The following is a 20,754-nucleotide window of genomic DNA, read 5'->3' on the forward strand; positions in this document are numbered from 1 at the left end:
TCGTACGAAAACCGTTTCACACTTTTCGGCATCATGCTCTAGACGTCGATCCAATCTCTTAAAGTCGGCGCGGCCCAAGGCCGCGCCGACTTTTTCATGTGGAAGCCTGTTTTGCAGCCGGCCATGCGGTCAGGGATGATTCCCTTTGACCTCGCGAAGCCCTAGACTCCTGAAATGACCGAATCAAAATCCATGATCCTCGGCTGTGCCGGGAAAACGCTCACCCGCGAAGAGATCCGTTTCTATCGCAATGAGTGCCCGTGGGCCTTCATCCTGTTTGCCCGCAACATCGGCGAGGCCGAGCAGATCCGCGATCTCGTCGCCGAGATGCGCGACTGCATCGGGCGCCCGGACGCGCTGGTGTTCATCGACCAGGAAGGCGGCAGGGTGCAGCGCCTGCGACCGCCGCTGGCGCCGAACTATCCGGCCGGTGGCGCGCTGGGGGCGCTTTGGCGCGACGATCACGACGCAGGCGCGCGCGCCGCCTGGCTGATGGCGCGGCTGCATGCCTTCGACCTCCTGCGCTACGGCATATCGGCGGATTGCCTGCCGGTGCTCGACGTCCCGATCGAAGGGGCCAGCGATGTCATCGGCGCGCGCGCCTATGGCAAGGATCCGCGTCCGGTCATCGAACTCGGCCGCGCCGCGGCCGAAGGCCTGATGTCGGGCGGCGTGCTGCCCGTGATGAAGCATGTTCCGGGGCACGGCCGCGCGTTTGCCGACACGCATTTCGAGCTGCCTGTCGTCGACGCCTCGCTCAGCGATCTGCAACGGCACGACTTTGCCCCGTTCCGCGAACTCAACCATCTGCCGATGGCCATGACCGCGCATGTCGTCTACAGCGCCATCGATCCCAAGAACCCGGCGACGACTTCCGGCAAGGTCATCGACGAGATCATCCGCCGCGAGATCGGCTTCGACGGGCTCTTGATGAGCGACGACACCTCGATGAAGGCACTTTCTGGGGATTTCCCGACAAAGGCCGCCTCGATCCTTGCGGCCGGCTGTGATCTGGTCCTTCACTGCAACGGCGTTTTCGAGGAGATGGCGGGAATCGCATCGCGCACCAAAGGGCTTGAAGGCAAGTCGCTGGAGCGCGCCAAGCGAGCAATGACCTATATAAAGAAAAGCGACACGGTGGAAGAAACCGAGATACGCGCTGAATTCGCCACCTATTTCGACGCGGTGGCATAGCCGAGGGAAGTGACAGGGCAGTGGCGGAAGCATTGGAAAGCAAGGCTCCGAAGGCCGCACCGATGGACCGCCTGTGGGCCGAGAACGACGATTCACGCGTCACCGGCGACCCGTCGCTGGTCGTCGACGTGGCCGGCTTCGAAGGCCCGCTCGACCTTCTCCTGCATCTTGCCCGTACCCAGAAGGTCGATCTGGCGCGCATTTCGATCCTGGCACTGGTCGAGCAATATCTGACCTTTGTCGAGACGGCGAGGACGCTGCGGCTCGAACTTGCCGCCGACTATCTGGTGATGGCGGCTTGGCTGGCCTTCCTCAAGTCGAAGCTGCTGATCCCTAAGCAGCCGGGCGAGGAGGGCGAAAGCGGTGAGGAACTGGCGGCGGTGCTGCAGTTCCGGCTGAAGCGGCTCGAAGCCATGCGCGACGCGTCTGCGCGTCTGGTCAACCGCAACCGGCTCGGTCGCGACGTGTTCGCGCGCGGCATGCCGGAAATGGTGATCATCGAGAAGCGCAACGCCTATTCAGCGTCGCTCTACGACTTGCTGACGGCCTATGCCCAGCAGCGGCAGAAGCAGGCGATCAACAACGTGACGATCGCCAGGCGCGGTGTCTGGTCGCTCAAGGACGCGCGCGACATCCTGACCCGCCTTGTCGGGGCTGTAAGCGACTGGACGACACTGGAAAGTTTCCTGATCGTGTACATGACCAGCCCCGAGGAAAGGCGCACGGCGATCGCCAGTTCCTTCGCGGCAACATTGGAACTGGTGCGCGACGGCACGATGGACGTGCGGCAGGATCAGACATTTGCCCCGATCTATTTGCGCGGCCGCACGCAAGCAATCAAGGCAGTCGAGGTGGCATCATGAGCGAACGCGCCAACGCTTCGGTTATCCAGTTCAAGGTCGAGGACGAGCCTGGGCAGGAGTTGTTCTCCGAGGATGTGGCCGAGCAGGTGCAAAACCCGGCCGAGCGTCTGCATATGGCGGAAGCCGTGCGCATGGCGGAGGCGATCGTGTTCGCCAGCGCCGAACCAGTCAGCGAAAAGCAGCTTGCCGCACGCCTTCCCGATGGCATCAATGTCGCGCTAGCCATGAGGGAGCTGCAGCAGATCTACGCCCGGCGCGGCGTCAATCTGGTGCGGGTCGGCGATGCCTGGGCCTTCCGAACCGCCGGCGACCTGGCCTTCCTGATGAGCCGCGATACGGTGCAGCAGCGCAAGCTGTCACGGGCGGCGCTCGAGGTGCTGGCGATCATAGCCTACCACCAGCCGGTGACGCGCGCCGAGATCGAGGACATCAGAGGTGTCGAGACGTCGAAGGGGACGCTCGACACGCTGCTCGAAACGGAATGGGTGCGCATGCGCGGCCGCCGCAAAACGCCCGGCCGCCCCGTCACCTATGGCACAACCGAAACCTTCCTCGACCATTTCGCACTCGAGGAAATCCGTGATCTTCCAGGCATGGAGGAACTGAAGGGCGCCGGCCTGCTTTCGGGCCGCATGCCGTCGAATTTCTCCATCCCGCAACCGCCGGCCGATCCCGACGCGCTGACCGAAGACGAGGATCCGCTGACCGACATCGACCTCGAGGAGCTCGGTCTGCTGACGCCGCGCGTCACGGAAGATTGACCACGAGCGCCTTTCAAAAGCTGCTTTCCGGCTTTACATGCGCCGTTTGGTAGCGGGCCGCATCGCCGAAAATGCGTGACATCCGTCGGCCTTTCATAAACTCTGTCGCGGTTGTGTTTGAATCCCAAAGCGAAAACGCATAGATCATCGCCAGGGAAAACATTCGAGAGAGATTTGGTTATGGGTTCATTTTCGATTTGGCACTGGATGATCGTGCTGGTGATCGTGCTGCTGGTGTTCGGCCGCGGCAAGATTCCCGAGCTGATGGGTGACATGGCCAAGGGCATCAAGAGCTTCAAGAAGGGCATGGCCGACGACGACGTTGCCGACGACAAGCGCACCGTCGAACACCGTGCCGATGAGACCGTTTCGGCCGCGAAGGAAAAGGCCAGCAAGAGCTGAGCCAAAAGTTCTAGTCGGAACAGATTGCCATGTTTGAAGTCGGCTGGACCGAAATGCTGGTGATCGCGATCGTCATGATCGTGGTCGTCGGGCCGAAGGATTTGCCCAACATGCTGCGCACATTCGGCCGCACGACGGCGAAGCTGCGCGCCATGGCCGCCGATTTCCAGAAGCAATTCAACGAGGCCTTGAAGGAAGCCGAGCTCGACGACGTCAAGAAGTCGGTCGACGAACTCCGGGGTCTCAGCCCAGTCGCCGAGATCAAGAAGCAGCTCAATCCGTTCGAGCAGGCGGCAGCCGATGTGCGCGCCGGCGTCGACGCGGCGATGAAGCCGAAGCCGGCCGCCGATCCATCGGCCCCTGCCGCGGCGACGCCACAAGCGGCCGAGCCGTTGAAGAACGGTGCAACGACCATGCCTGGCGTCAATGGCCCGGAAGTCACGACACCGGCATCGATTTTCCCGGCGATGACCGATGAATCGGTGGTGGCGGCTTCCACGGAACCGAAGGCATCCAGGAAAACCGCCAAGGCGGTGCCGGCTTCAAAAGCGCCATCCATTAAGGTGGTGGCGGCAAAAGCCTCACCCGCGGGGGCGGCAAAAACCGCACCCACGCCCAAGGCGTCGACAAAGGCCACGACAGCGGCAGTTCCTGAAACCGCGGCTGTGACGAAGCCTGCCGTCGCCAAGGCGCCTGCAGCCAAGGCGTCCGCGAAAACCGAACCGAAACCTGCTGGGGCCAAGAAGCCGGTAGCCAAAAAGACGGCTGGAGCCGCCAAGTGAGCGTTTCGGACAAGGAAAAGGACGAGATCGAAAAATCGTCGGCGCCTCTGATGGAGCATCTGATCGAGCTGCGCAGGCGGTTGATCTGGTCTCTCGGTGGCTTCTTCGTTGCCTTCCTGGTTTGCTTTTTCTTTGCCAAGAGGCTGTTCAACCTTCTGGTTGTCCCCTTCAAGTGGGCGACGAAATGGGCAGGGCTGGACCCGCACAAGGTCGAGCTGATCTATACCGCGCCGCAGGAATTCTTCTTCACGCAGGTCAAGCTCGCCATGTTCGGCGGCATGGTCATCGCCTTTCCGCTGATCGCCACGCAGATCTACAAATTCATTGCGCCCGGGCTCTACAAGAACGAGCGCAATGCCTTCCTGCCGTTCCTGATCGCATCGCCCATCCTGTTCCTGATGGGCGCCTCGCTGGTCTATTTCTTCTTCACGCCGATGGTGATGTGGTTCTTCCTCGCCATGCAGCAGGTCGGCACCGACGACCAGGTACAGATTTCGCTGCTGCCGAAAGTGTCGGAATATCTCAGCCTGATCATGACGCTGATCTTCTCCTTCGGCCTGGTGTTCCAGCTGCCGGTGGTAACCAGCCTGATGACGCGCGTCGGCATGCTGTCGTCCAAGGCGCTGGCCGAAAAACGCAAATGGGCGATCGTCATCGCCTTCATCGTTGCCGCGGTGCTGACACCTCCGGATCCGATGAGCCAGATCGGCTTGGCCATTCCGACCATCCTTCTCTACGAGGTTTCCATCTGGGCCGCGCGGTGGATCGAGCGCGACCAGGAGAAACAGCGGCTTGCGCGCGAGAAGCAGGAAGCCGGCGAGACCGTGGCCGACAAGGCGCCGGACGAGCCGCCAGCGCCGGCGGCCTGGTAGGGCATCGGCGGCGGCGGAAAACGACAACCGCCGCCCGGCCCATCTTGCATCGATCAAGGATGCGGTTTACGCCCCTCAAACCCAGCTTGAGGACGGACACCATGCTTGACATCAAATGGATTCGCGACAACCCGAAGGCCCTTGTCGAGGCGCTCATCAAGCGCTCGTGGTCGGCGGATGAGGCGCAGTCCACGGTCGACGGGCTGATCGCCAAGGACGAGGCGCGGCGCGAACATGTCACCGAGCTGCAGACCAGGCAGGAGCGCCGCAACGCCGCCTCGAAGGAGATCGGCAACGCCATGCGTTCGGGCGATGCCGCCCTTGCCGAGAAACTCAAGGCCGAAGTCGGCGAGATCAAGACCTTCATCCAGAACGGCGAGGCGCGCGAGCGCGAGCTCGACAAGGCGCTGAACGATGCGCTGGCGGTGCTGCCGAATGTGCCGTTCGACGACGTGCCGGTCGGCAAGGACGAGCACGACAATGTCGTCAAGCATGTCGTCGGCAAGGTGCCGACACGGCCGAACTGGGTGAAGGAGCATTTCGAGATCGGCGAAGCGCTCGGCATGATGGATTTCGAGCGCGCGGCGAAACTGTCGGGATCGCGCTTCACCGTGCTCAGGAGTGGCCTGGCGCGGATGGAACGCGCCATCGGCCAGTTCATGCTCGACCTGCACACGACCGAGCACGGCTATGAGGAGGTTCAGCCGCCTCTGATGGTACGGGATCATGTTCTTTTTGGAACCGGTCAACTTCCAAAATTCCGAGAAGACCTATTTTCAATATTGAACGAGTATGAGCGCCTCAAAATTTCGACCAATGCTCTCTCCGGTGTGAATACTGCTCTTGGCCAAGAAAATGATTGGTTGGGTGGATTTAACAAGAAGTTCGACGATTTGATGCGGCAGGCCTTGGGTCGGGGTATTGATGTTCGTTGGACTTCAGAGCTGTTTGATAGTTTGGCGACGCATTTCGACGCATCAAAAGGGCGTTTCGAATCGTTTCACGATCGATTCATCGAAATGGCAAAAGAGTTTGAACGCAAAGAGTCGGCACGAGAAACGGGACTTTGGTTAATCCCGACCGCCGAAGTGCCGCTTACCAACCTGGTGCGCGAAGAGATCACCGCGCATGAAAAGCTGCCGCTGCGCTTCACGGCGCTGACGCCCTGCTTTCGTTCGGAGGCAGGCTCGGCGGGCCGCGATACGCGCGGCATGCTGCGCCAGCATCAATTCTACAAGGTCGAGCTGGTCTCGATCACCGACCAGGAATCCTCACTCGCCGAGCATGAGCGGATGACACAATGCGCCGAGGAAGTCTTGAAGCGGCTTGAGCTGCCGTTCCGGACCATGGTGCTCTGCACCGGCGACATGGGTTTTGGCGCGCGCAAGACCTATGACATCGAGGTCTGGTTGCCCGGCCAGAACGCCTATCGCGAAATCTCGTCCTGCTCCGTCTGCGGCGATTTCCAGGCGCGCCGCATGGATGCCCGTTACAAGGACAAGGATGGCAAGGGCAACCGCTTCGTCCATACGCTGAACGGTTCGGGCACCGCTGTCGGCCGCGCGCTCATAGCTGTCATCGAAAACTATCAGAATGAGGATGGCAGCGTAACCATTCCTGAAGTGCTGCGGCCTTACATGGGCGGCCTGGAAAAGATCGAATCGAAATAATGCGCATTCTTCTGACCAATGACGACGGCATCCATGCCGAGGGCCTGGCCTCGCTCGAGCGCGTCGCCCGCACCCTGTCCGACGATGTCTGGGTGGTGGCGCCGGAACAGGACCAGTCGGGCTATGCGCATTCGCTGTCGATCTCGGAGCCGCTGCGGTTGCGGAAAATCGGCGAGAAGCATTTTGCCGTGCGCGGCACGCCGACCGATTGCGTCATCATGGGCGTCAAGAAGATCCTGCCCGGTGCACCCGACCTGATCCTGTCCGGCATCAATTCGGGCGCCAACATCGCCGACGACGTGACCTATTCCGGTACCGTCGCCGGCGCCATGGAAGGCGCGCTGCTCGGCATCCGGTCGATAGCGCTCAGCCAGGGCTACAGCACTGTCGGCGAGGATCGCGTCGTCCCCTATGAGACCACCGAAGCGCTGGCGCCGGCACTGCTGAAGAAGCTCGTCGCGACGCCGCTGCCGGACGGCGTCCTGCTCAATGTCAATTTTCCCAACTGCCTTCCCGAGGAAGTGGCCGGCACGGTGGTCACCACGCAGGGCAAGCTGGTGCACAGCCTGTGGGTCGACGAGCGCCGCGACGGGCGCGGCCTGCCTTATTACTGGCTGCGCTTCGGCCGCGAGCCGGTCGAGGGCAAGCAGGGCACCGATCTCTTTGCCCTGCGCAACAGGCTGGTGTCGGTGACGCCGCTGCAGCTTGACCTTACCGCGCATGAGATCCGTGACCAACTGAGCAAGGCGCTTGCATGAATCAGGGCTTTCCAATCGATGATCGCGAAGGATTTGCCGCTTTCCTGCTGCGCCTGCGCGGCAGGGGAACGGTGCCGAAGGCGCTGATCGCGGCTTTCGAGGCAACGCCGCGACGCGGCTTCCTGGCAGCGCAATACCACCAGATCGCCTGGTCGGACCGCATGCTGCCGATCGAATGCGGCGAAGCGATCGAAGGGGCGGATCTGCAGGCGGCGGTGATCGCCGCATTGGCCATTGAAACGGGAAACCGCGTGCTCGAGATCGGCACCGGTTCCGGCTACACATCGGCTGTCATGTCGCGGCTGGCGGCGCGGATCGTGACCGTGGATCGGTACAAGACGCTGGTCGAGCAAGCCAGGCAGCGTTTCGAGGCACTCGGCATCGGCAATGCCATCGTGCGGCAGGCCGATGGTTCCAACGGATTGCCCAATGAAGGGCCGTTTGACCGCATCGTCGCCTGGGCTGCATTCGACAGTTTGCCGCGCTTCCTGCTCGACCAATTGTCGAGCGGCGGCATCGTCATCGCGCCGATCGGGCCGGAGGAGGGCGAGCAGGTGCTGGCCAAGCTCACCAAGGTCGGCAGCCGTTTCGAGCGCGAGGATATCGGCCTCGTGCGGCTGCAGCCGATCCTGCGAAGCATTGCAGCGGTTATCTAGTTTCCGGCCGGCCGCCGGATCTCTTTCGGGCTCGCCATCGTGCCGCTGATCATCCCCAAATGTTTTAAGAAAATTTTCGTCGGATTCTAATGGGTTAACCGGCCAGTAACATTAACGCGCTTTAATCCTGTCCAGTTGGTGCAGCGTTTGTGCGGGTTAGTGCGATGCAACTCAGTGTTTTGAAGACAAATAGTCGCAATCTGGCGCGGGGCTGCGCTGTTCTGATGATTGCAGGCGCGGCGGCCGGGTGCAGTTCCCAGGCTTCGCGGTTCAACAGTGTCGACGACGTCTTCACGTCCTCGACCAACAATCAACGTGCCATCATCAACAAGCAGGATGCGGTGCAGCCTTATCCGGGCGACGTCTCGGCTGCTCCGCTTGATGGCAGCCACACGCAGTCGGTGAGCCGTTCCAGCCTCGATCCGGTTTCGAGCCGGCCTTTGCCGCCGCCGGCTTCCGCGCAAGCGCAGCCGGCTCCAGCGCTCGCGCCTGCCGCCAATCCGGTGCGTGTCGCATCGGCGCCGGCCTTGGTTCGGCCCGCTCCTCATGTCGACAGGACGACGACTGGCACTGTCGCGCCGGCCGCCAAGCCTTTCAAGAATGCCCAGCCCGACGAGCCGAGGATGGCCCAGGCAGGCACGCCGCACGCGACCGAAATCACCGTCAGGGACGGCGAGACCATTTCCGGCCTGGCGGCGCATTACAAGGTGCCGGCCGATGTCATCATGAAGGTGAATGGCCTGAGCCCGACCAAGGGGCTGAAGACCGGCCAGAAGATCTTCATCCCGGCCTATGCCTATTCGAGCAAGGCCGAGCCGAAGGTCGCCGACGCAAAGCCGGCAAAGGACGGCAAGCATGACCTGCCGGCCAGCGCGCCGGACAAGGTGGCGGTGCTGCCGCAGCAGCCTAAGCTGAAGGAGGGCAAGTCCGCCGCCCAGGTCGATGCGTCGGCCACGGCGAACCAGCCCAAGGAACCCAAGCCGGCGCAGATGGCCAAGGCAACCGGCGCCGCCGGTACGTATACGGTCCAGTCGGGTGACACGATGTCCTCGATTGCCAGAAAGACCGGCGGCGGCGTGGTCGCGCTGAAGCAGGCCAACGGCATGAAGGACGGCATATTGAAAATCGGCCAGACCTTGAAGGTGCCGGGCGGCGGAACGGCGACAGTCGCCAGCGCCAAGCCGGCCAAGGTCGATCCGGTGACCACCGCGACAACGCAAGTCCCGGCAAAGGCCACGCCTTCGGAAACGCTGGCCTCCTACACGCCGCCGAAGAAGGACGCCAAGGTAATCCAGCAGGCTGAGGACGACGACGCGGTGGCACCCGATGCCACCGGCATCGGCAAGATGCGCTGGCCGGTGCGCGGCCGGGTGATCTCCGGTTTCGGATCCGGCAAGGACGGCGTCGATATCGCCGTGCCCACGGGCACGCCGGTCAAGGCGGCCGAGAACGGTGTTGTCATCTATGCCGGCGACGGCCTCAAGGAATTCGGCAACACGGTGCTGGTGCGCCATGAGAACGGCCTGGTCACCGTCTATGGCCATGCCAGCTCGATCGAGGTCCAGCGCGGCCAGAAGGTCAAGCGCGGCCAGGAAATCGCGCTCTCAGGCATGAGCGGCACGACGGATTCGCCGAAGCTGCACTTCGAAGTGCGCAAGAACTCCGCCCCGGTCGATCCGTCAGGCTATCTCGAATAGAAGAAAAAAAGCGATATGTGGGCCGCCTGACCTCCAGTCCAGCCCGCCGGCTCAGCCCGTTCCGCAAGGAGCGGGCTTTTTCAGTTCTGTCGAAGGCCGGCCCTCAAGCGCGGAGATGATCACGCAGCGTGTCGGCGATCATGACCTCAAGGCTGCTGGCCTTGATACCGAGAAGCACCTCGGCGTCGGAAGAATCCACCAGCAAGGGGTTCTCGAAAAGATAGCTCATCTCGATGAGCTCATGCATACCCAATGCTTCCATCTCGGCAATCGAATAAGAACGGATTTCCGAGACCTCCTGTCGAAGCATCGCAGCGGTTTTCTGGATGAGCTCCCGGGGTGAGGCGTATTGCGAGGGGACGTGAAACGCCCGTCCCCATTCGCCCGTGTAGCGGGAAGCCGCGACCAGCGTCCTGGCGACGTCCTTGGTGAAGGCCCAGGCATGCGTCGCATCGAGGTTTCCAATGAAAGCGGTAGGCTTCCCTTCGATGATGGAGGGCAGGGCGACCAGCGAGAAGTAGCTGATCGCGCCGTGGCCGAGATAGTCGCTGGACCGCACTTCGATTGCCGGCACGTCGGCACGGGCGGCTCGCTGCCACATGATCGTCCTGGCCGTTCCCTTCTTCGAAGTAGGATCCAGGGACAGGTCGGAACGAAGCGGGCTATCGGCATTTTCCCCATAGCCATAGAGGTTGCCCAACACGATGAGTTTCGCGCCGACCACTTCGGCCGCGCGCACGGTGCCGTCGATGATGGGGAAAAAATCGGTTGGCCACCTGTGATAGGTGGCCATGGCGCACATGAAGATGGCATCGGCGCCTTGGCAGACACGCGCGAGTTCCGACGCATCGGTAGCATCGGCCTGCATGGGCCGCACGTTCCGCAATGCGTTCGAGCCGACGCTTCGGCTGGTGAGAACGACATCATGTCCTTCCTCGCCAAGAAGGCGAGCGGTTTCGCGACCGACCGGGCCCGCTCCGACAACAACATAGAAACTCATGGTGTAACCTCTCGTCCAAGTTTGATGGAGAGGCGTGAGTACAGGTCGACGGCATTGAAAATCGCGCGGGAATTGCCAAATCTCGGACAGGTTTTGCCATGAATCGAGAGAGAGCATGCAGTCGCAATACGCTCCGGCTCAAGCCGTGTCCGATGTAACAATGGCCTCCCGGCATATCGAAGCCGGAGTCCACCGCCTGTCCCGGGCTCCACACCATCGCATCATGGTGCATGCCAGCGCGGCGACACGCTCCTACTGCGATCAGGTTGGGCGATATTTCGTCAGGCGCGCCGGGGATATCGACCTGGTGCCAGCCGGCCAGGAGGGCGGCTTCGAGGCCGAAACCCCGTTCGACACGATCGAGATTGCGTTGCAGCCAGCGCTGATGGAAAGGGTGGTGGCGGAGCTTGGCGGCAAGGGGCAAGCATTGCGGCTCGACACGCGCCACCTGCTTCGCGACCAGCGCATCGCACATCTCGCCTGGGCGCTCGAGAGCGAACTGAATGCAGATTCGCCAAGCGGCCCTTTGTTTGCCGACAGCATTGGCGCCGCACTGGCGGTGAGGCTGCTCGGCCTTGGTGAACCTGATATCGGTCGAACGAACCGTTTGTCGGATACCCAGCTCAAACGCGTGCTGGAGCACATCGAGGCGTCTCTTCACGAGCCGCTTTCGATTCATCGACTAAGCCGCGTTGCCGGCGCGAGCAGCTCGCATTTGCGGACATGGTTCAAAGTGGCGACGGGCGTCACCTTGCACCGCTATGTGTTACGGCGTCGCGTTGAACGCGCACGCGTTCTGCTGCAGCGAGGCGACCTCAGCACAAGCGAAGTAGCTGAAATGACGGGCTTCGCGCACCAGTCACACCTGGCGCATTGGATGCGCCGCGAGATCGGTCAAACGCCGCGCGATTTGCGACGGACGCAGCCGCCCAAATGACCTGGTCGGTCGATCGGGTTGGCGGCGCGATCCATCGCCTCAATCCTTCAATGGCTTGCCGAGCCTGCCGGCCAGATCCTGGGTGAATTGCCAGGCGACGCGGCCTGAGCGGCTGCCGCGTGTGGTGGCCCATTCCAGCGCTTCGGCGCGCAACTGCTCGGGGTCGATGTCGAGGCCATGATGGCTGGCATAGCCGTTGACCATGTCGAGATATTCGTCCTGCGAGCATTTATGGAAGCCGAGCCACAGCCCGAAACGGTCGGATAGCGAGACCTTTTCCTCGACCGCTTCCGATGGGTTGATGGCGGTCGAGCGCTCATTGTCGATCATGTCGCGCGGCAACAGGTGGCGGCGGTTCGAGGTCGCGTAGAAGATGACGTTGGCCGGACGGCCCTCGACGCCGCCTTCGAGTGCTGCCTTCAGCGACTTGTAGGACGTATCGTCATGGTCAAAGGACAGATCGTCGCAAAACAGGATGACGCGGAAGGGGGCCGCCTTCAGCAGGCCCATCAGCTTCGGCAGCGTGTCGATGTCCTCGCGGTGGATTTCTATCAGCTTGAGCGGCAGGCCGTGCTTCGCCTTGGCATTGATCTGCGCGTGTACGGCTTTGACCAGCGACGATTTGCCCATGCCGCGGGCACCCCACAACAGGACGTTGTTGGCGGCGAAACCGGCGGCGAAGCGCTCAGTGTTGTCGACGAGGATGTCGCGGACGCGGTCGACACCGCGGATCAGGCCGATATCGACGCGGTTGACCTTGCGCACCGGCTCCAGATATCCGGGATCGGCCTGCCAGACGAAGCAGTCGGCCACGTTGAGGTCGGTTTCAGGCGCCGGCGGCGGCGCGAGGCGGCTGACCGCCTCGATCAGGCGGTCGAGTTTCTGGTTCAGGGCGTCGATGCTGGTATCGGTCATGTCGGGTCTTTTTTGCTTCGGTTTTTGCGGTGGCAGGTAGGTCCGGTTCGATTCCGGCGGTTTCGAAACCGGTTGCAACCATTTGTTCGAGCGTGATCTTTTCCGAAAACTGGCTCGCGGTTTTCGCGATCCTGCTCTAACACGGCTAAACAGGCCGGAAAAGCAGCCGATTTGCCCGGCCGCGCAGTTGCATTGACAACTTTACCGACTATATTCCGGCCAAATTTCTAGGGGCCGCCAAATCCCGCTTGATCGTTTGGTGGCTGTTTTTCAAAATTCAGGAGTACCTCGATGTTCGTGACACCGGCATACGCCCAAGGCATCGGCGGCGCCTCTCCCGATATGTTCATCAGCATTTTGCCGTTTGTCCTGATTTTCGTGATCATGTATTTTCTGATCATCCGCCCGCAGCGCACGCAGCTGAAGAAGCGCGGCGAGATGCTGGCGGCGGTTCGTCGCGGCGACACTGTCGTCACCGGCGGCGGCTTTGTCGGCAAGGTGACGAAGGTGATCGACGACAACGAGCTGGAGATCGATCTTGGCGGCGGCACCAAGGTGACGGCGCTGCGCTCGACGATCGCCGATGTGCGAGTCAAGGGCGAACCGGTCGCCAACCAGAACGCCAAGAAATAACCAGATTCAAGGCGGAGCGATCCGCGGACACGCTCTGACGGACGACGCCCTATGCTTTATTTCTCGCGCTTCAAGATGATCCTGATCTGGCTGGCCGTGGCCGCCACAGTGATCCTCGCCGCGCCCAACCTGTTCCCCGCCAGCACGCTGGCTCAGCTGCCCAGTTGGGTGCCGAAGCGGCAGATGACGCTCGGCCTTGACCTGCAGGGCGGTTCGCACATCCTGCTGGAGATGAACCAGAACGATCTGATCAAGGATCGGTTGGAGACGACGCGCGACGAAATCCGCACACTGCTGCGCGATGCCAAGATCGGCTATACCGGTCTTGCCGGCACCGGCAAGACCCTGCAGGTCCGCATCACCGATCCCGCCCAGCTCGATGCCGCCAAGAAGGCATTGAAGACTTTGACCGATCCTGTCGCCGCCGGCTTGTTCACCGGCGGTTCCATCCAGGAAATGGCGCTCGATGATTCCGAGCCGGGCCTGCTCAAGTTCACCGTCACCGACGCCGGCATCAAATACCGCACGTCGACCGCGTTGGCACAATCGATCGAGGTGGTCGAGCGCCGCGTCAACGAACTCGGCACGACCGAGCCTATCGTGCAGCGGCAAGGCGAGGACCGCATCCTCGTCCAGGTGCCTGGCCTGCAGGATCCGCAGCGGCTGAAGGAAATTCTCGGCCAGACCGCGAAGCTGACCTTCCAGATGGTCGACCAGTCGATGCCGGTGCAGGACGCGCTCAAGGGGCGCCCGCCAGCCGGTTCGTCGGTGCTCTATTCCCAGGACGATCCGCCGGTTCCATACCTGATCGAGAACCGCGTTATCGTGTCGGGTGAAAACCTCGTCGACGCACAAGCGACGTACAATTCGCAGAACAACGAGCCGGTGGTTTCGTTCCGCTTCGATTCCAAGGGTGCCGCCCGCTTCGGCCAGGCCACCGCGCAGAACGTCGGCAAGCTGTTCGCCATCATCCTCGACAACCAGGTGATTTCGGCGCCGCAGATCCGTGAACCGATCCTTGGCGGCACCGGCCAGATCTCCGGCAATTTCACAGCCCAAAGCGCCAACGACCTCGCCGTGCTGCTGCGCGCCGGCGCGCTGCCCGCGACATTGACGGTCATCGAGGAGCGTACCGTGGGTCCGGGCCTGGGCCAGGATTCGATCCATGCGGGCAAGGTCGCGGGCATCATCGGTTCGATCCTCGTCGTGGCATTCATGTTCGTCGCCTACGGTTTCCTCGGCTTCCTCGCCAATATCGCGCTGGCGGTGCACGTGGCTATGATCGTCGGGCTGCTGTCGCTGCTCGGCGCGACGCTGACCTTGCCCGGTATTGCCGGTATCGTGCTGACCATCGGCATGGCGGTCGATTCCAACGTGCTGATCTACGAGCGTATCCGCGAGGAGCGACGCGCCGGCCGCTCGGTGATCCAGGCGATCGACACCGGCTTCTCGAAGGCGCTGGCGACCATCGTCGATTCCAACGTCACCTCGCTGATTGCGACAGTGGTGCTGTTCTATCTCGGTACCGGACCCGTGAAGGGCTTTGCCATCACCTATGCCATCGGCATCCTGACCACGGTCTTCACCGCTTTCACCTTCACCCGCCTGCTGGTATCGATCTGGCTACGCCGCGCACGTCCGAAGGAACTGCCGCGCGCACCGGTGACCTTCGTTCCGCCGGGCACGAAAATTCCGTTCATGGGTATCCGCCGGTGGACGTTCGCGCTGTCCAGCACATTGTCGATATTGTCCGTCGTGTTGTTCATGAGCGTCGGCATCAATTACGGCATCGACTTCAAGGGCGGTTCCCTGATCGAGGTGCAGTCAAAGAGCGGCGATGCCAATATTGGTGACATCCGCAGCCGATTGACGGAACTGAACATCGGCGAAGTGCAGGTGCAGCAGTTCGGTGCACCCAACGACGTGTTGATCCGCGTCGGCACGCAGGATGCCGGTGAAAATGCCGAGCAGACCGTGATCGACAAGGTGCGCGGCGAGCTGCAGGATCAGTATAATTTCCGTCGCGTCGAAGTGGTGGGCCCGACGGTTTCCGGCGAGTTGGCCAAGCAAGGCACGATCGCCATGATCGTCGCGCTGGCCGGCATCCTGATCTATGTCTGGTTCCGCTTCGAATGGCAGTTCGCGGTCGGCGCCATTGTCGCGACAGTGCACGATGTGGTCATGACGCTCGGTTTCTTCGTCATCACCGGGCTCGAGTTCAACCAGTCGTCACTGGCGGCGATCCTGACCATTATCGGTTATTCGCTGAACGACACGATCGTGGTCTATGACCGCGTCCGCGAGGATCTGCGAAAATACAAGCGAATGCCGTTGCCGCAGCTGTTGAACAACGCCATTAACGAGACGTTGTCGAGAACGACGCTGACGTCCGTGACGACCAGCTTGGCGCTGCTGGCGCTGGTGCTGTTCGGCGGCGAAGTGATCCGCTCCTTCACGCTGGCGATGCTGTTCGGCGTCGTGTTCGGCACGTATTCGTCGATCTTCATCGCGGCGCCGTTGCTCATCCTGTTCAAGCTGCGGCCGCAGGCTTCGGCCGACGAGGAAAAGCCGGTCAGCGGCGGCAAGGCCGTCGCGACCTGACGCGCGGCCCCGAGGGTGATAGAGTGATGGCCGGCAAAGGCATCATTATCCGCGAGGCGCATTTCCCCGGCCGCGCGCCGATCGAGGCCTATGGCAATGGCGGCTTCCGCTTTGCCGACATGTCGCATCGCGGCTCTCTCATGTGCCTGCCCACAGGCATCCATGGTTGGGAGCCGGCAAATCCCCAAGCGCTGACCGTGGCGGATTTCGACAGGCTGCTCGCCGAGGCCGACAAGGTCGAGATCCTGCTGGTTGGCATGGGTCGGGATCTCAGGCCGTTGCCGGCGGCGCTGCGGGCCGCGCTGAAGGATGCCGGCATAGCGTCCGACCCGATGTCGACTGGGGCAGCAGTGCGGACCTACAATGTCCTTCTGGCTGAAAACCGCGCCGTGGCGGCCGCGCTCATCGCCGTCGATTGATATGTCGCAGAATACTGAAATCGTCACGGATGCGGTGCGCGTCGCCGACCATGATCGGTATCTCACCGCGCTCTACGCGCCGGCCGACAAGCGCAAGGCGCTGTTTTCGCTGTACGCATTCAATGCCGAGATATCAGGCATTCGTGACCGCATCCATGAGCCTTTGCCCGGGGAGGTCCGGCTGCAATGGTGGCGCGATGTCATCGCCGCCGGCGGCGAGGCGGGCGCGGGCCATCCCGTTGCCGAAGCCTTGAACACCACCATTGCGGCGTTCAAGCTGCCGAAACTGGCCTTTGAGAACATGCTCGAAGCACGCATTTTCGATCTCTACGACGATCCGATGCCGTCGCGCACCGATCTGGAAGGCTATTGCGGCGAGACGGCAGCCGCGCTGATCCAGCTTGCGGCAATGGTGCTCGATCCTGTCGAGGCGCCAAGGTTCGCCGAACTGGCGGGCAGGGCAGGTTGCGCGCAGGCAATGACGGGCCTTTTGCTTCTGTTGCCGCTGCACCGCGGGCGCGGGCAGTGTTTTGTCCCGGCTGACATCCTGGCGGCCGCGGGCTCGTCGCCGGAAGAATTTATTGCCGGCGATGGCGGTCCTGGCGCCCAGCGCGCCGTGGCCGCGATGATCTCGCTGGCGCGCGAACATCTTTCCGCCTTCGAGCGGGGTGCCGCCGCGCTGCCGGGGTCGTTGCATCCGGCATTCCTGCCGCTGGCGCTGTCACGCGCTTATCTCGACAAGATGGAAGGCTCGCGCCGGACCCCGCTCGGGGGCGTGGCACGGCTGTCGGCGTTGCGCCGGCACTGGCTGCTGTTGCGCCATGCGGGCAAGGGCTGGCCGACACATTGACGTAAACGTCAATCGTGTTAAGAAGTCCGCCTGCCGAGAACTGTCGCCTAAGACGACAGGCTGGCCCGGAGGAGATTCCCGTTCATGAGCTTGCCCGTGCTGGTCGTGATCGTCGTTCTGGGCATCGCGCTGTCGGTTACCGCCGTGCATTTCACCGGCGGCAGCAAGATGGTCACTCTGACCGGCGCGGATCAAGCCATGGGCCGTTTCGCAGAGGACTTTCCCGACGAGACTGCGACCGCGGTTCGACTAACCGCGGACGGCCGGTCCGCTTTTCTCGATCTTGGCCATGGCCGCACGGGCATCGTCCACGGTATCGGCGACTGCTTTCTGACCCGCGTCGTGACGCCTCGGGACGTCGTTGTGTCCAATGCCGACGAGACGGACACGATCCACCTGCGGCTGACGGACTTCACCTGGAAGGGCGGCCGCTTCCGCTTCGCCAATGCCGTCGACGTGCAGGCCTTGCTGAACGCTCTTGGGCCGCGAGGCACGAGTTCCGGGAAGGAGGCAGCGTGATGGACAGCTACGAGTTTCCGCAGGTCACCCAACTGGCCATTCCGTTTTTCGTCGCCGCGATCCTGATCGAGCTCTGGCTGGTGCGGACCGGTCGCGCCAAGGGCTCGTTCGAGACCCGCGACACGCTGACCAGCCTGATGATGGGCACCGGCAACGTCGTCGCCGGGCTGCTGCTCGGCGTCGTGTCCTACTGGGCGCTGTTGTGGCTGTGGCAGTTCCGAGTCTTCAATCTCGGCCTGTCGGTTTGGGTGTTCCTGGCGGCCTTCCTGCTCGATGATCTGCGCTACTACGTCTACCACCGCATCGCGCACCGGGTGCGCTGGGTGTGGGCGGAGCACGTCAACCATCATTCCAGCCAGCACTACAATTTGTCGACGGCGCTCAGGCAAAGCTGGACCGGCCTGTTCACCTTCATGTTCGTGCTGCAGGCGCCGCTGGTGCTGCTCGGCTTCCATCCGGCGGTGATTGCCTTCACCTTCGGTTTCAACCTGGTCTGGCAGTTCTGGATCCACACCGAGACGATCGGCAAGATGTGGAACTGGTTCGATCTTCAACACGCCCTCGCACCACCGCGTCCACCACGCCACCAACCCGCGCTATCTCGACGCCAACTATGCGGGCACGCTGATCATCTGGGACCGGATGTTCGGTACCTTCGTCGATGAGTTGGAAGAGGACCGGCCGCGCTACGGCATCGTGAAAAATCTCGGCACTTTCAACCCGCTGAAGGTGGCATTTCACGAATGGATCGGCATGTTCAGGGATGCGTTCGCACCGGGGCTGACAGTGAGCGAACGACTGAACTACCTGATCAAGCCACCAGGCTGGAGCCATGACGGCTCACGCGAAACTTCGGAGACGCTGAAGGCTGCTTATGTCAGGCGAAATCCTGCGGAGGCGGGCAAGCCAGGCTTGCCGTCAGCGACCGCCGAGCCGGCCGAGTAGCTGTCCGATCAAGAGGACTTGTCGCTATCGCGCATCAGCGCTTCGTAATCGCGGCCGCCGTAGAAGATGTTGACGATGTGAACGACATCGCTTCGACCACGTAGGCTATAACAGCGGAGTGTTCGAAAGGAACCGTCCTCAGTCCCGGCGCGATGTCATCACGCGGGCGACCGCCACGAGGGACGTTTCCAACGCCCAGGCAGCGTTCCTTGATCCGGTCGACGAAACCGTTGGTGATGCTTTCGCTTCCGCTGCTCTCAAGCACATAGGCGGCGATAGCCTCGAGGTCGGATATAGCTCCTTCACTAAGAACGACGGCGAGACGCTGAATCATCATTGTCTCGCGCCAGTTGCGAAATGCGGTTCTTTACTCTGTCGATTGCCTCATTGAGCGGAACGGCGGGTCTCGTATCCTCGATCGACGCCTTCACACGCGCCCTGATCGAGGCCATGCGCTCGGCGTGTTCCTCTTCTTCGCGTTGGAAAGCGCGAAGAGCTGCGCGGATAACCTCGCTGGCCGAGCCGAACGAACCGTCCTCGACTCTTTCGCGGATCATGCGTGCCATCGCGGGTGTGACGGTGACGGATAGTTTCTCGGCTGCTTCCATGGAACGACTCCGCTCGGCGTAAAGTAGGATAGTATCCTACTTTACGCCGAGCGTCCAATCAGGCCGCGAGCTTATTCGGCAGCCTCAGCCGTCTGCGCCGGCACACCCAGCCATTCACGGCAGTCTTGCAGGGCACGCGAGGTGATGGCGTGGCGCTTGGCGACGGTCTTGTCCTTGCCGCGCATGCGCTTGCCCTCGCTCTTCGGCGCCTCGACCGGCGGGAACAGGCCGAAATTGACGTTCATCGGCTGGAAAGAGCGTTTGCCCGGCTCGTCGTCGGAAACGATGTGGCCACCGGTGATGTGGTTGAGCAGCGCGCCGAAGGCGGTGGTAAGCGGCGGTAGCGATGGTGCATGGCCAAGCCGCTCGGCCGCGGCGAAGCGCCCGGCGAGCAGGCCGATGGCGGCGCTCTCGACATAGCCTTCGCAGCCGGTGATCTGGCCGGCAAAGCGCAGGCCGGGTCGCGACTTCAGCTGCAGCGAGCCGTCGAGCAAGGTCGGCGAGTTGATGTAGGTGTTGCGGTGCAGGCCGCCAAGGCGGGCGAAGTCGGCGTTTTCGAGGCCCGGAATGGTGCGGAACACGCGCACCTGTTCGGCGTGCTTCAGCTTGGTCTGGAAGCCGACCATGTTGTAGAGCGTCCCCAGCGCATTGTCCTGCCGCAACTGGACGACCGCATAGGCCTTCACCGTCGGATTGTGCGCATTGGTGAGGCCCATCGGCTTCATCGGTCCGTAGCGCAGCGCCTCGACGCCGCGTTCGGCCATGATCTCGATCGGCAGGCACCCGTCGAAATAGGGCGTGCCTTCCCATTGCTTGAACTCGGTCTTCTGGCCGTCGACCAGCGCCTGCACGAAGGCGAGGTACTGATCCTTGTCCATGGGACAGTTGATATAATCCTTGCCGGTGCCGCCAGGCCCGACCTTGTCGTAGCGCGACTGGAACCAGCAGGTATCCATGTCGATCGTGTCGAAATGGATGATCGGCGCGATGGCATCGAAGAAAGCGAGCGCATCGGCGCCGGTCGCTTCGGCGATCGACTGGGCAAGCGACGGCGCGGTCAGCGGCCCGGTGGCGATGATCGTCTGGTCCCACTCCGCCGGCGGCAGGCCGGGAACTTCCTCGCGCTCGATGGTGATCAGCGGATGTGCCTCGAGCTTTTTCGTCACTGCGTCGGAAAAACCATCGCGGTCGACGGCCAGCGCGCCGCCTGCGGGCACCTGGTTGGCGTCGCCGGCGCTCATGATCAGCGAGCCGGCCAGCCGCATTTCGGCGTGCAGCAGGCCGACGGCGTTGTTTTCGGCGTCGTCGGAGCGGAAGGAATTGGAACAGACGAGTTCGGCCAGGCCATCGGTCTTGTGGGCATCGGTGCCGCGAACCGGGCGCATTTCATGCAGGATGACGGGAACACCGGCCTCGGCGGCCTGCCATGCCGCCTCGGAACCGGCGAGGCCGCCGCCGATGATATGGATTGGATTTTTGCTCATGGCCGCCGGAATAATCGCTTGCCGCGGCGATTGCAATTGTCGCGTGGCGGTAACGCGAAACGCCTGGGTCGGGAACACCTGCCCCTGAATACAACAACACCCGCCGGGGGAGGAGGTCCGGCGGGTGTCGTTTTGGGGGTCGACCCTCGGGAGGAGGTGAAGGCCGACCGTATTCATCATCGCCGGGG

The 20,754-nt window shown here is 62.4% G+C and carries 20 protein-coding genes and 2 pseudogenes; 17 read left to right on the top strand and 5 right to left on the bottom strand.

Going from position 1 to position 20,754, the window contains the following annotated elements; genetic code table 11:
* Positions 1 to 174 precede the first annotated feature (174 nt).
* The 10 genes from nagZ to FJ936_RS13325 all read left to right on the top strand — a co-directional run bounded on the left by nagZ (position 175) and on the right by FJ936_RS13325 (position 9,655).
* Positions 175 to 1,194 carry a beta-N-acetylhexosaminidase gene (gene nagZ, locus FJ936_RS13280; RefSeq protein WP_023783178.1) on the top strand — a complete coding sequence of 340 codons (1,020 nt, stop codon included), beginning with the start codon at positions 175 to 177 and terminating at the stop codon, positions 1,192 to 1,194.
* Positions 1,195 to 1,256: 62 nt separating this feature from the next.
* Positions 1,257 to 2,057 carry a ScpA family protein gene (locus FJ936_RS13285; RefSeq protein WP_140791064.1) on the top strand — a complete coding sequence of 267 codons (801 nt, stop codon included), beginning with the start codon at positions 1,257 to 1,259 and terminating at the stop codon, positions 2,055 to 2,057.
* Entirely contained in the window at positions 2,054 to 2,818 is a 765-nt protein-coding gene (scpB, locus tag FJ936_RS13290; protein ID WP_140791058.1) for an SMC-Scp complex subunit ScpB, read from the top strand. The genes FJ936_RS13285 and scpB overlap by 4 nt, the downstream gene beginning before the upstream one ends.
* 180 nt (positions 2,819 to 2,998) lie before the next feature.
* Positions 2,999 to 3,220, top strand: a complete 222-nt coding sequence (locus tag FJ936_RS13295; protein ID WP_015317533.1) for a twin-arginine translocase TatA/TatE family subunit — start codon at positions 2,999 to 3,001, stop codon at positions 3,218 to 3,220.
* 29 nt (positions 3,221 to 3,249) lie between these two features.
* The gene (gene tatB / locus FJ936_RS13300) at positions 3,250 to 4,002 is read left to right on the top strand and encodes a Sec-independent protein translocase protein TatB (protein ID WP_140791056.1); all 753 of its coding nucleotides are present in this window, start codon (positions 3,250 to 3,252) and stop codon (positions 4,000 to 4,002) included.
* Positions 3,999 to 4,874 carry a twin-arginine translocase subunit TatC gene (gene tatC, locus FJ936_RS13305; RefSeq protein ID WP_140791054.1) on the top strand — a complete coding sequence of 292 codons (876 nt, stop codon included), beginning with the start codon at positions 3,999 to 4,001 and terminating at the stop codon, positions 4,872 to 4,874. The genes tatB and tatC overlap by 4 nt, the downstream gene beginning before the upstream one ends.
* 101 nt (positions 4,875 to 4,975) lie before the next feature.
* Complete coding sequence (gene serS, locus FJ936_RS13310) at positions 4,976 to 6,544, top strand: serine--tRNA ligase (protein WP_140791052.1); 1,569 nt, start codon at positions 4,976 to 4,978, stop codon at positions 6,542 to 6,544.
* On the top strand, positions 6,544 to 7,302 hold the full coding sequence (gene surE / locus FJ936_RS13315) for a 5'/3'-nucleotidase SurE (RefSeq protein WP_140661118.1): 759 nt from the start codon (positions 6,544 to 6,546) through the stop codon (positions 7,300 to 7,302). Before serS ends, surE begins: the two co-directional genes overlap by 1 nt.
* Positions 7,299 to 7,958 carry a protein-L-isoaspartate(D-aspartate) O-methyltransferase gene (locus FJ936_RS13320; protein ID WP_015317538.1) on the top strand — a complete coding sequence of 220 codons (660 nt, stop codon included), beginning with the start codon at positions 7,299 to 7,301 and terminating at the stop codon, positions 7,956 to 7,958. Before surE ends, FJ936_RS13320 begins: the two co-directional genes overlap by 4 nt.
* Positions 7,959 to 8,122: 164 nt before the next feature.
* Positions 8,123 to 9,655 carry a peptidoglycan DD-metalloendopeptidase family protein gene (locus FJ936_RS13325; protein WP_140791050.1) on the top strand — a complete coding sequence of 511 codons (1,533 nt, stop codon included), beginning with the start codon at positions 8,123 to 8,125 and terminating at the stop codon, positions 9,653 to 9,655.
* Positions 9,656 to 9,758: 103 nt separating this feature from the next.
* On the opposite strand, the gene FJ936_RS13330 is transcribed toward FJ936_RS13325, so the two are convergent.
* Positions 9,759 to 10,655 carry an NAD-dependent epimerase/dehydratase family protein gene (locus FJ936_RS13330; RefSeq protein WP_141906732.1) on the bottom strand — a complete coding sequence of 299 codons (897 nt, stop codon included), beginning with the start codon at positions 10,653 to 10,655 and terminating at the stop codon, positions 9,759 to 9,761.
* A gap of 115 nt (positions 10,656 to 10,770) precedes the next feature.
* Between FJ936_RS13330 and FJ936_RS13335 the strand changes: the two genes are divergently transcribed.
* On the top strand, positions 10,771 to 11,592 hold the full coding sequence (locus tag FJ936_RS13335) for an AraC family transcriptional regulator (protein WP_140791048.1): 822 nt from the start codon (positions 10,771 to 10,773) through the stop codon (positions 11,590 to 11,592).
* A 39-nt stretch (positions 11,593 to 11,631) separates the two neighbouring features.
* Here FJ936_RS13335 and FJ936_RS13340 read toward each other — a convergent pair whose 3' ends face one another.
* Complete coding sequence (locus tag FJ936_RS13340) at positions 11,632 to 12,507, bottom strand: ATP-binding protein (RefSeq protein WP_140821919.1); 876 nt, start codon at positions 12,505 to 12,507, stop codon at positions 11,632 to 11,634.
* 291 nt (positions 12,508 to 12,798) lie between these two features.
* Here FJ936_RS13340 and yajC point away from each other — a divergent pair, with 291 nt between their 5' ends.
* The 6 genes and pseudogenes from yajC (at position 12,799) to FJ936_RS13370 (ending at position 18,474) form a co-directional block, all read left to right on the top strand.
* Positions 12,799 to 13,140, top strand: coding sequence for a preprotein translocase subunit YajC (gene yajC / locus FJ936_RS13345; protein ID WP_010909882.1), 342 nt, complete (start codon positions 12,799 to 12,801; stop codon positions 13,138 to 13,140).
* Positions 13,141 to 13,191: 51 nt separating this feature from the next.
* Positions 13,192 to 15,741, top strand: coding sequence for a protein translocase subunit SecDF (secDF, locus tag FJ936_RS13350; RefSeq protein WP_015317543.1), 2,550 nt, complete (start codon positions 13,192 to 13,194; stop codon positions 15,739 to 15,741).
* A 26-nt stretch (positions 15,742 to 15,767) separates the two neighbouring features.
* Complete coding sequence (locus FJ936_RS13355; RefSeq protein ID WP_015317544.1) at positions 15,768 to 16,160, top strand: Mth938-like domain-containing protein; 393 nt, start codon at positions 15,768 to 15,770, stop codon at positions 16,158 to 16,160.
* Between the two features lies 1 nt (position 16,161).
* The gene (locus tag FJ936_RS13360) at positions 16,162 to 17,010 is read left to right on the top strand and encodes a phytoene/squalene synthase family protein (protein ID WP_140791044.1); all 849 of its coding nucleotides are present in this window, start codon (positions 16,162 to 16,164) and stop codon (positions 17,008 to 17,010) included.
* 84 nt (positions 17,011 to 17,094) lie between these two features.
* Entirely contained in the window at positions 17,095 to 17,529 is a 435-nt protein-coding gene (locus FJ936_RS13365) for a hypothetical protein (protein WP_140616091.1), read from the top strand.
* A pseudogene (locus FJ936_RS13370) lies at positions 17,529 to 18,474 on the top strand (sterol desaturase family protein). Before FJ936_RS13365 ends, FJ936_RS13370 begins: the two are co-directional and overlap by 1 nt.
* Positions 18,475 to 18,482: 8 nt before the next feature.
* Here FJ936_RS13370 and FJ936_RS13375 read toward each other — a convergent pair.
* From FJ936_RS13375 to trmFO, 3 genes and pseudogenes are all read right to left on the bottom strand, one after another.
* Positions 18,483 to 18,808: pseudogene (locus tag FJ936_RS13375) on the bottom strand (type II toxin-antitoxin system RelE/ParE family toxin).
* Positions 18,780 to 19,082 (bottom strand): type II toxin-antitoxin system ParD family antitoxin, encoded by a 303-nt coding sequence (locus FJ936_RS13380; RefSeq protein WP_015317549.1) that lies wholly within the window; start codon positions 19,080 to 19,082, stop codon positions 18,780 to 18,782. The pseudogene FJ936_RS13375 and the gene FJ936_RS13380 overlap by 29 nt, the downstream one beginning before the upstream one ends.
* Before the next feature lie 71 nt (positions 19,083 to 19,153).
* Complete coding sequence (trmFO, locus tag FJ936_RS13385) at positions 19,154 to 20,566, bottom strand: methylenetetrahydrofolate--tRNA-(uracil(54)-C(5))-methyltransferase (FADH(2)-oxidizing) TrmFO (protein ID WP_141906642.1); 1,413 nt, start codon at positions 20,564 to 20,566, stop codon at positions 19,154 to 19,156.
* Between the last annotated feature and the right edge of the window lie 188 nt (positions 20,567 to 20,754).

This window comes from Mesorhizobium sp. B2-4-13 (assembly GCF_006658535.1).
GTDB classification, from domain to species: Bacteria; Pseudomonadota; Alphaproteobacteria; order Rhizobiales; family Rhizobiaceae; genus Mesorhizobium; species Mesorhizobium australicum.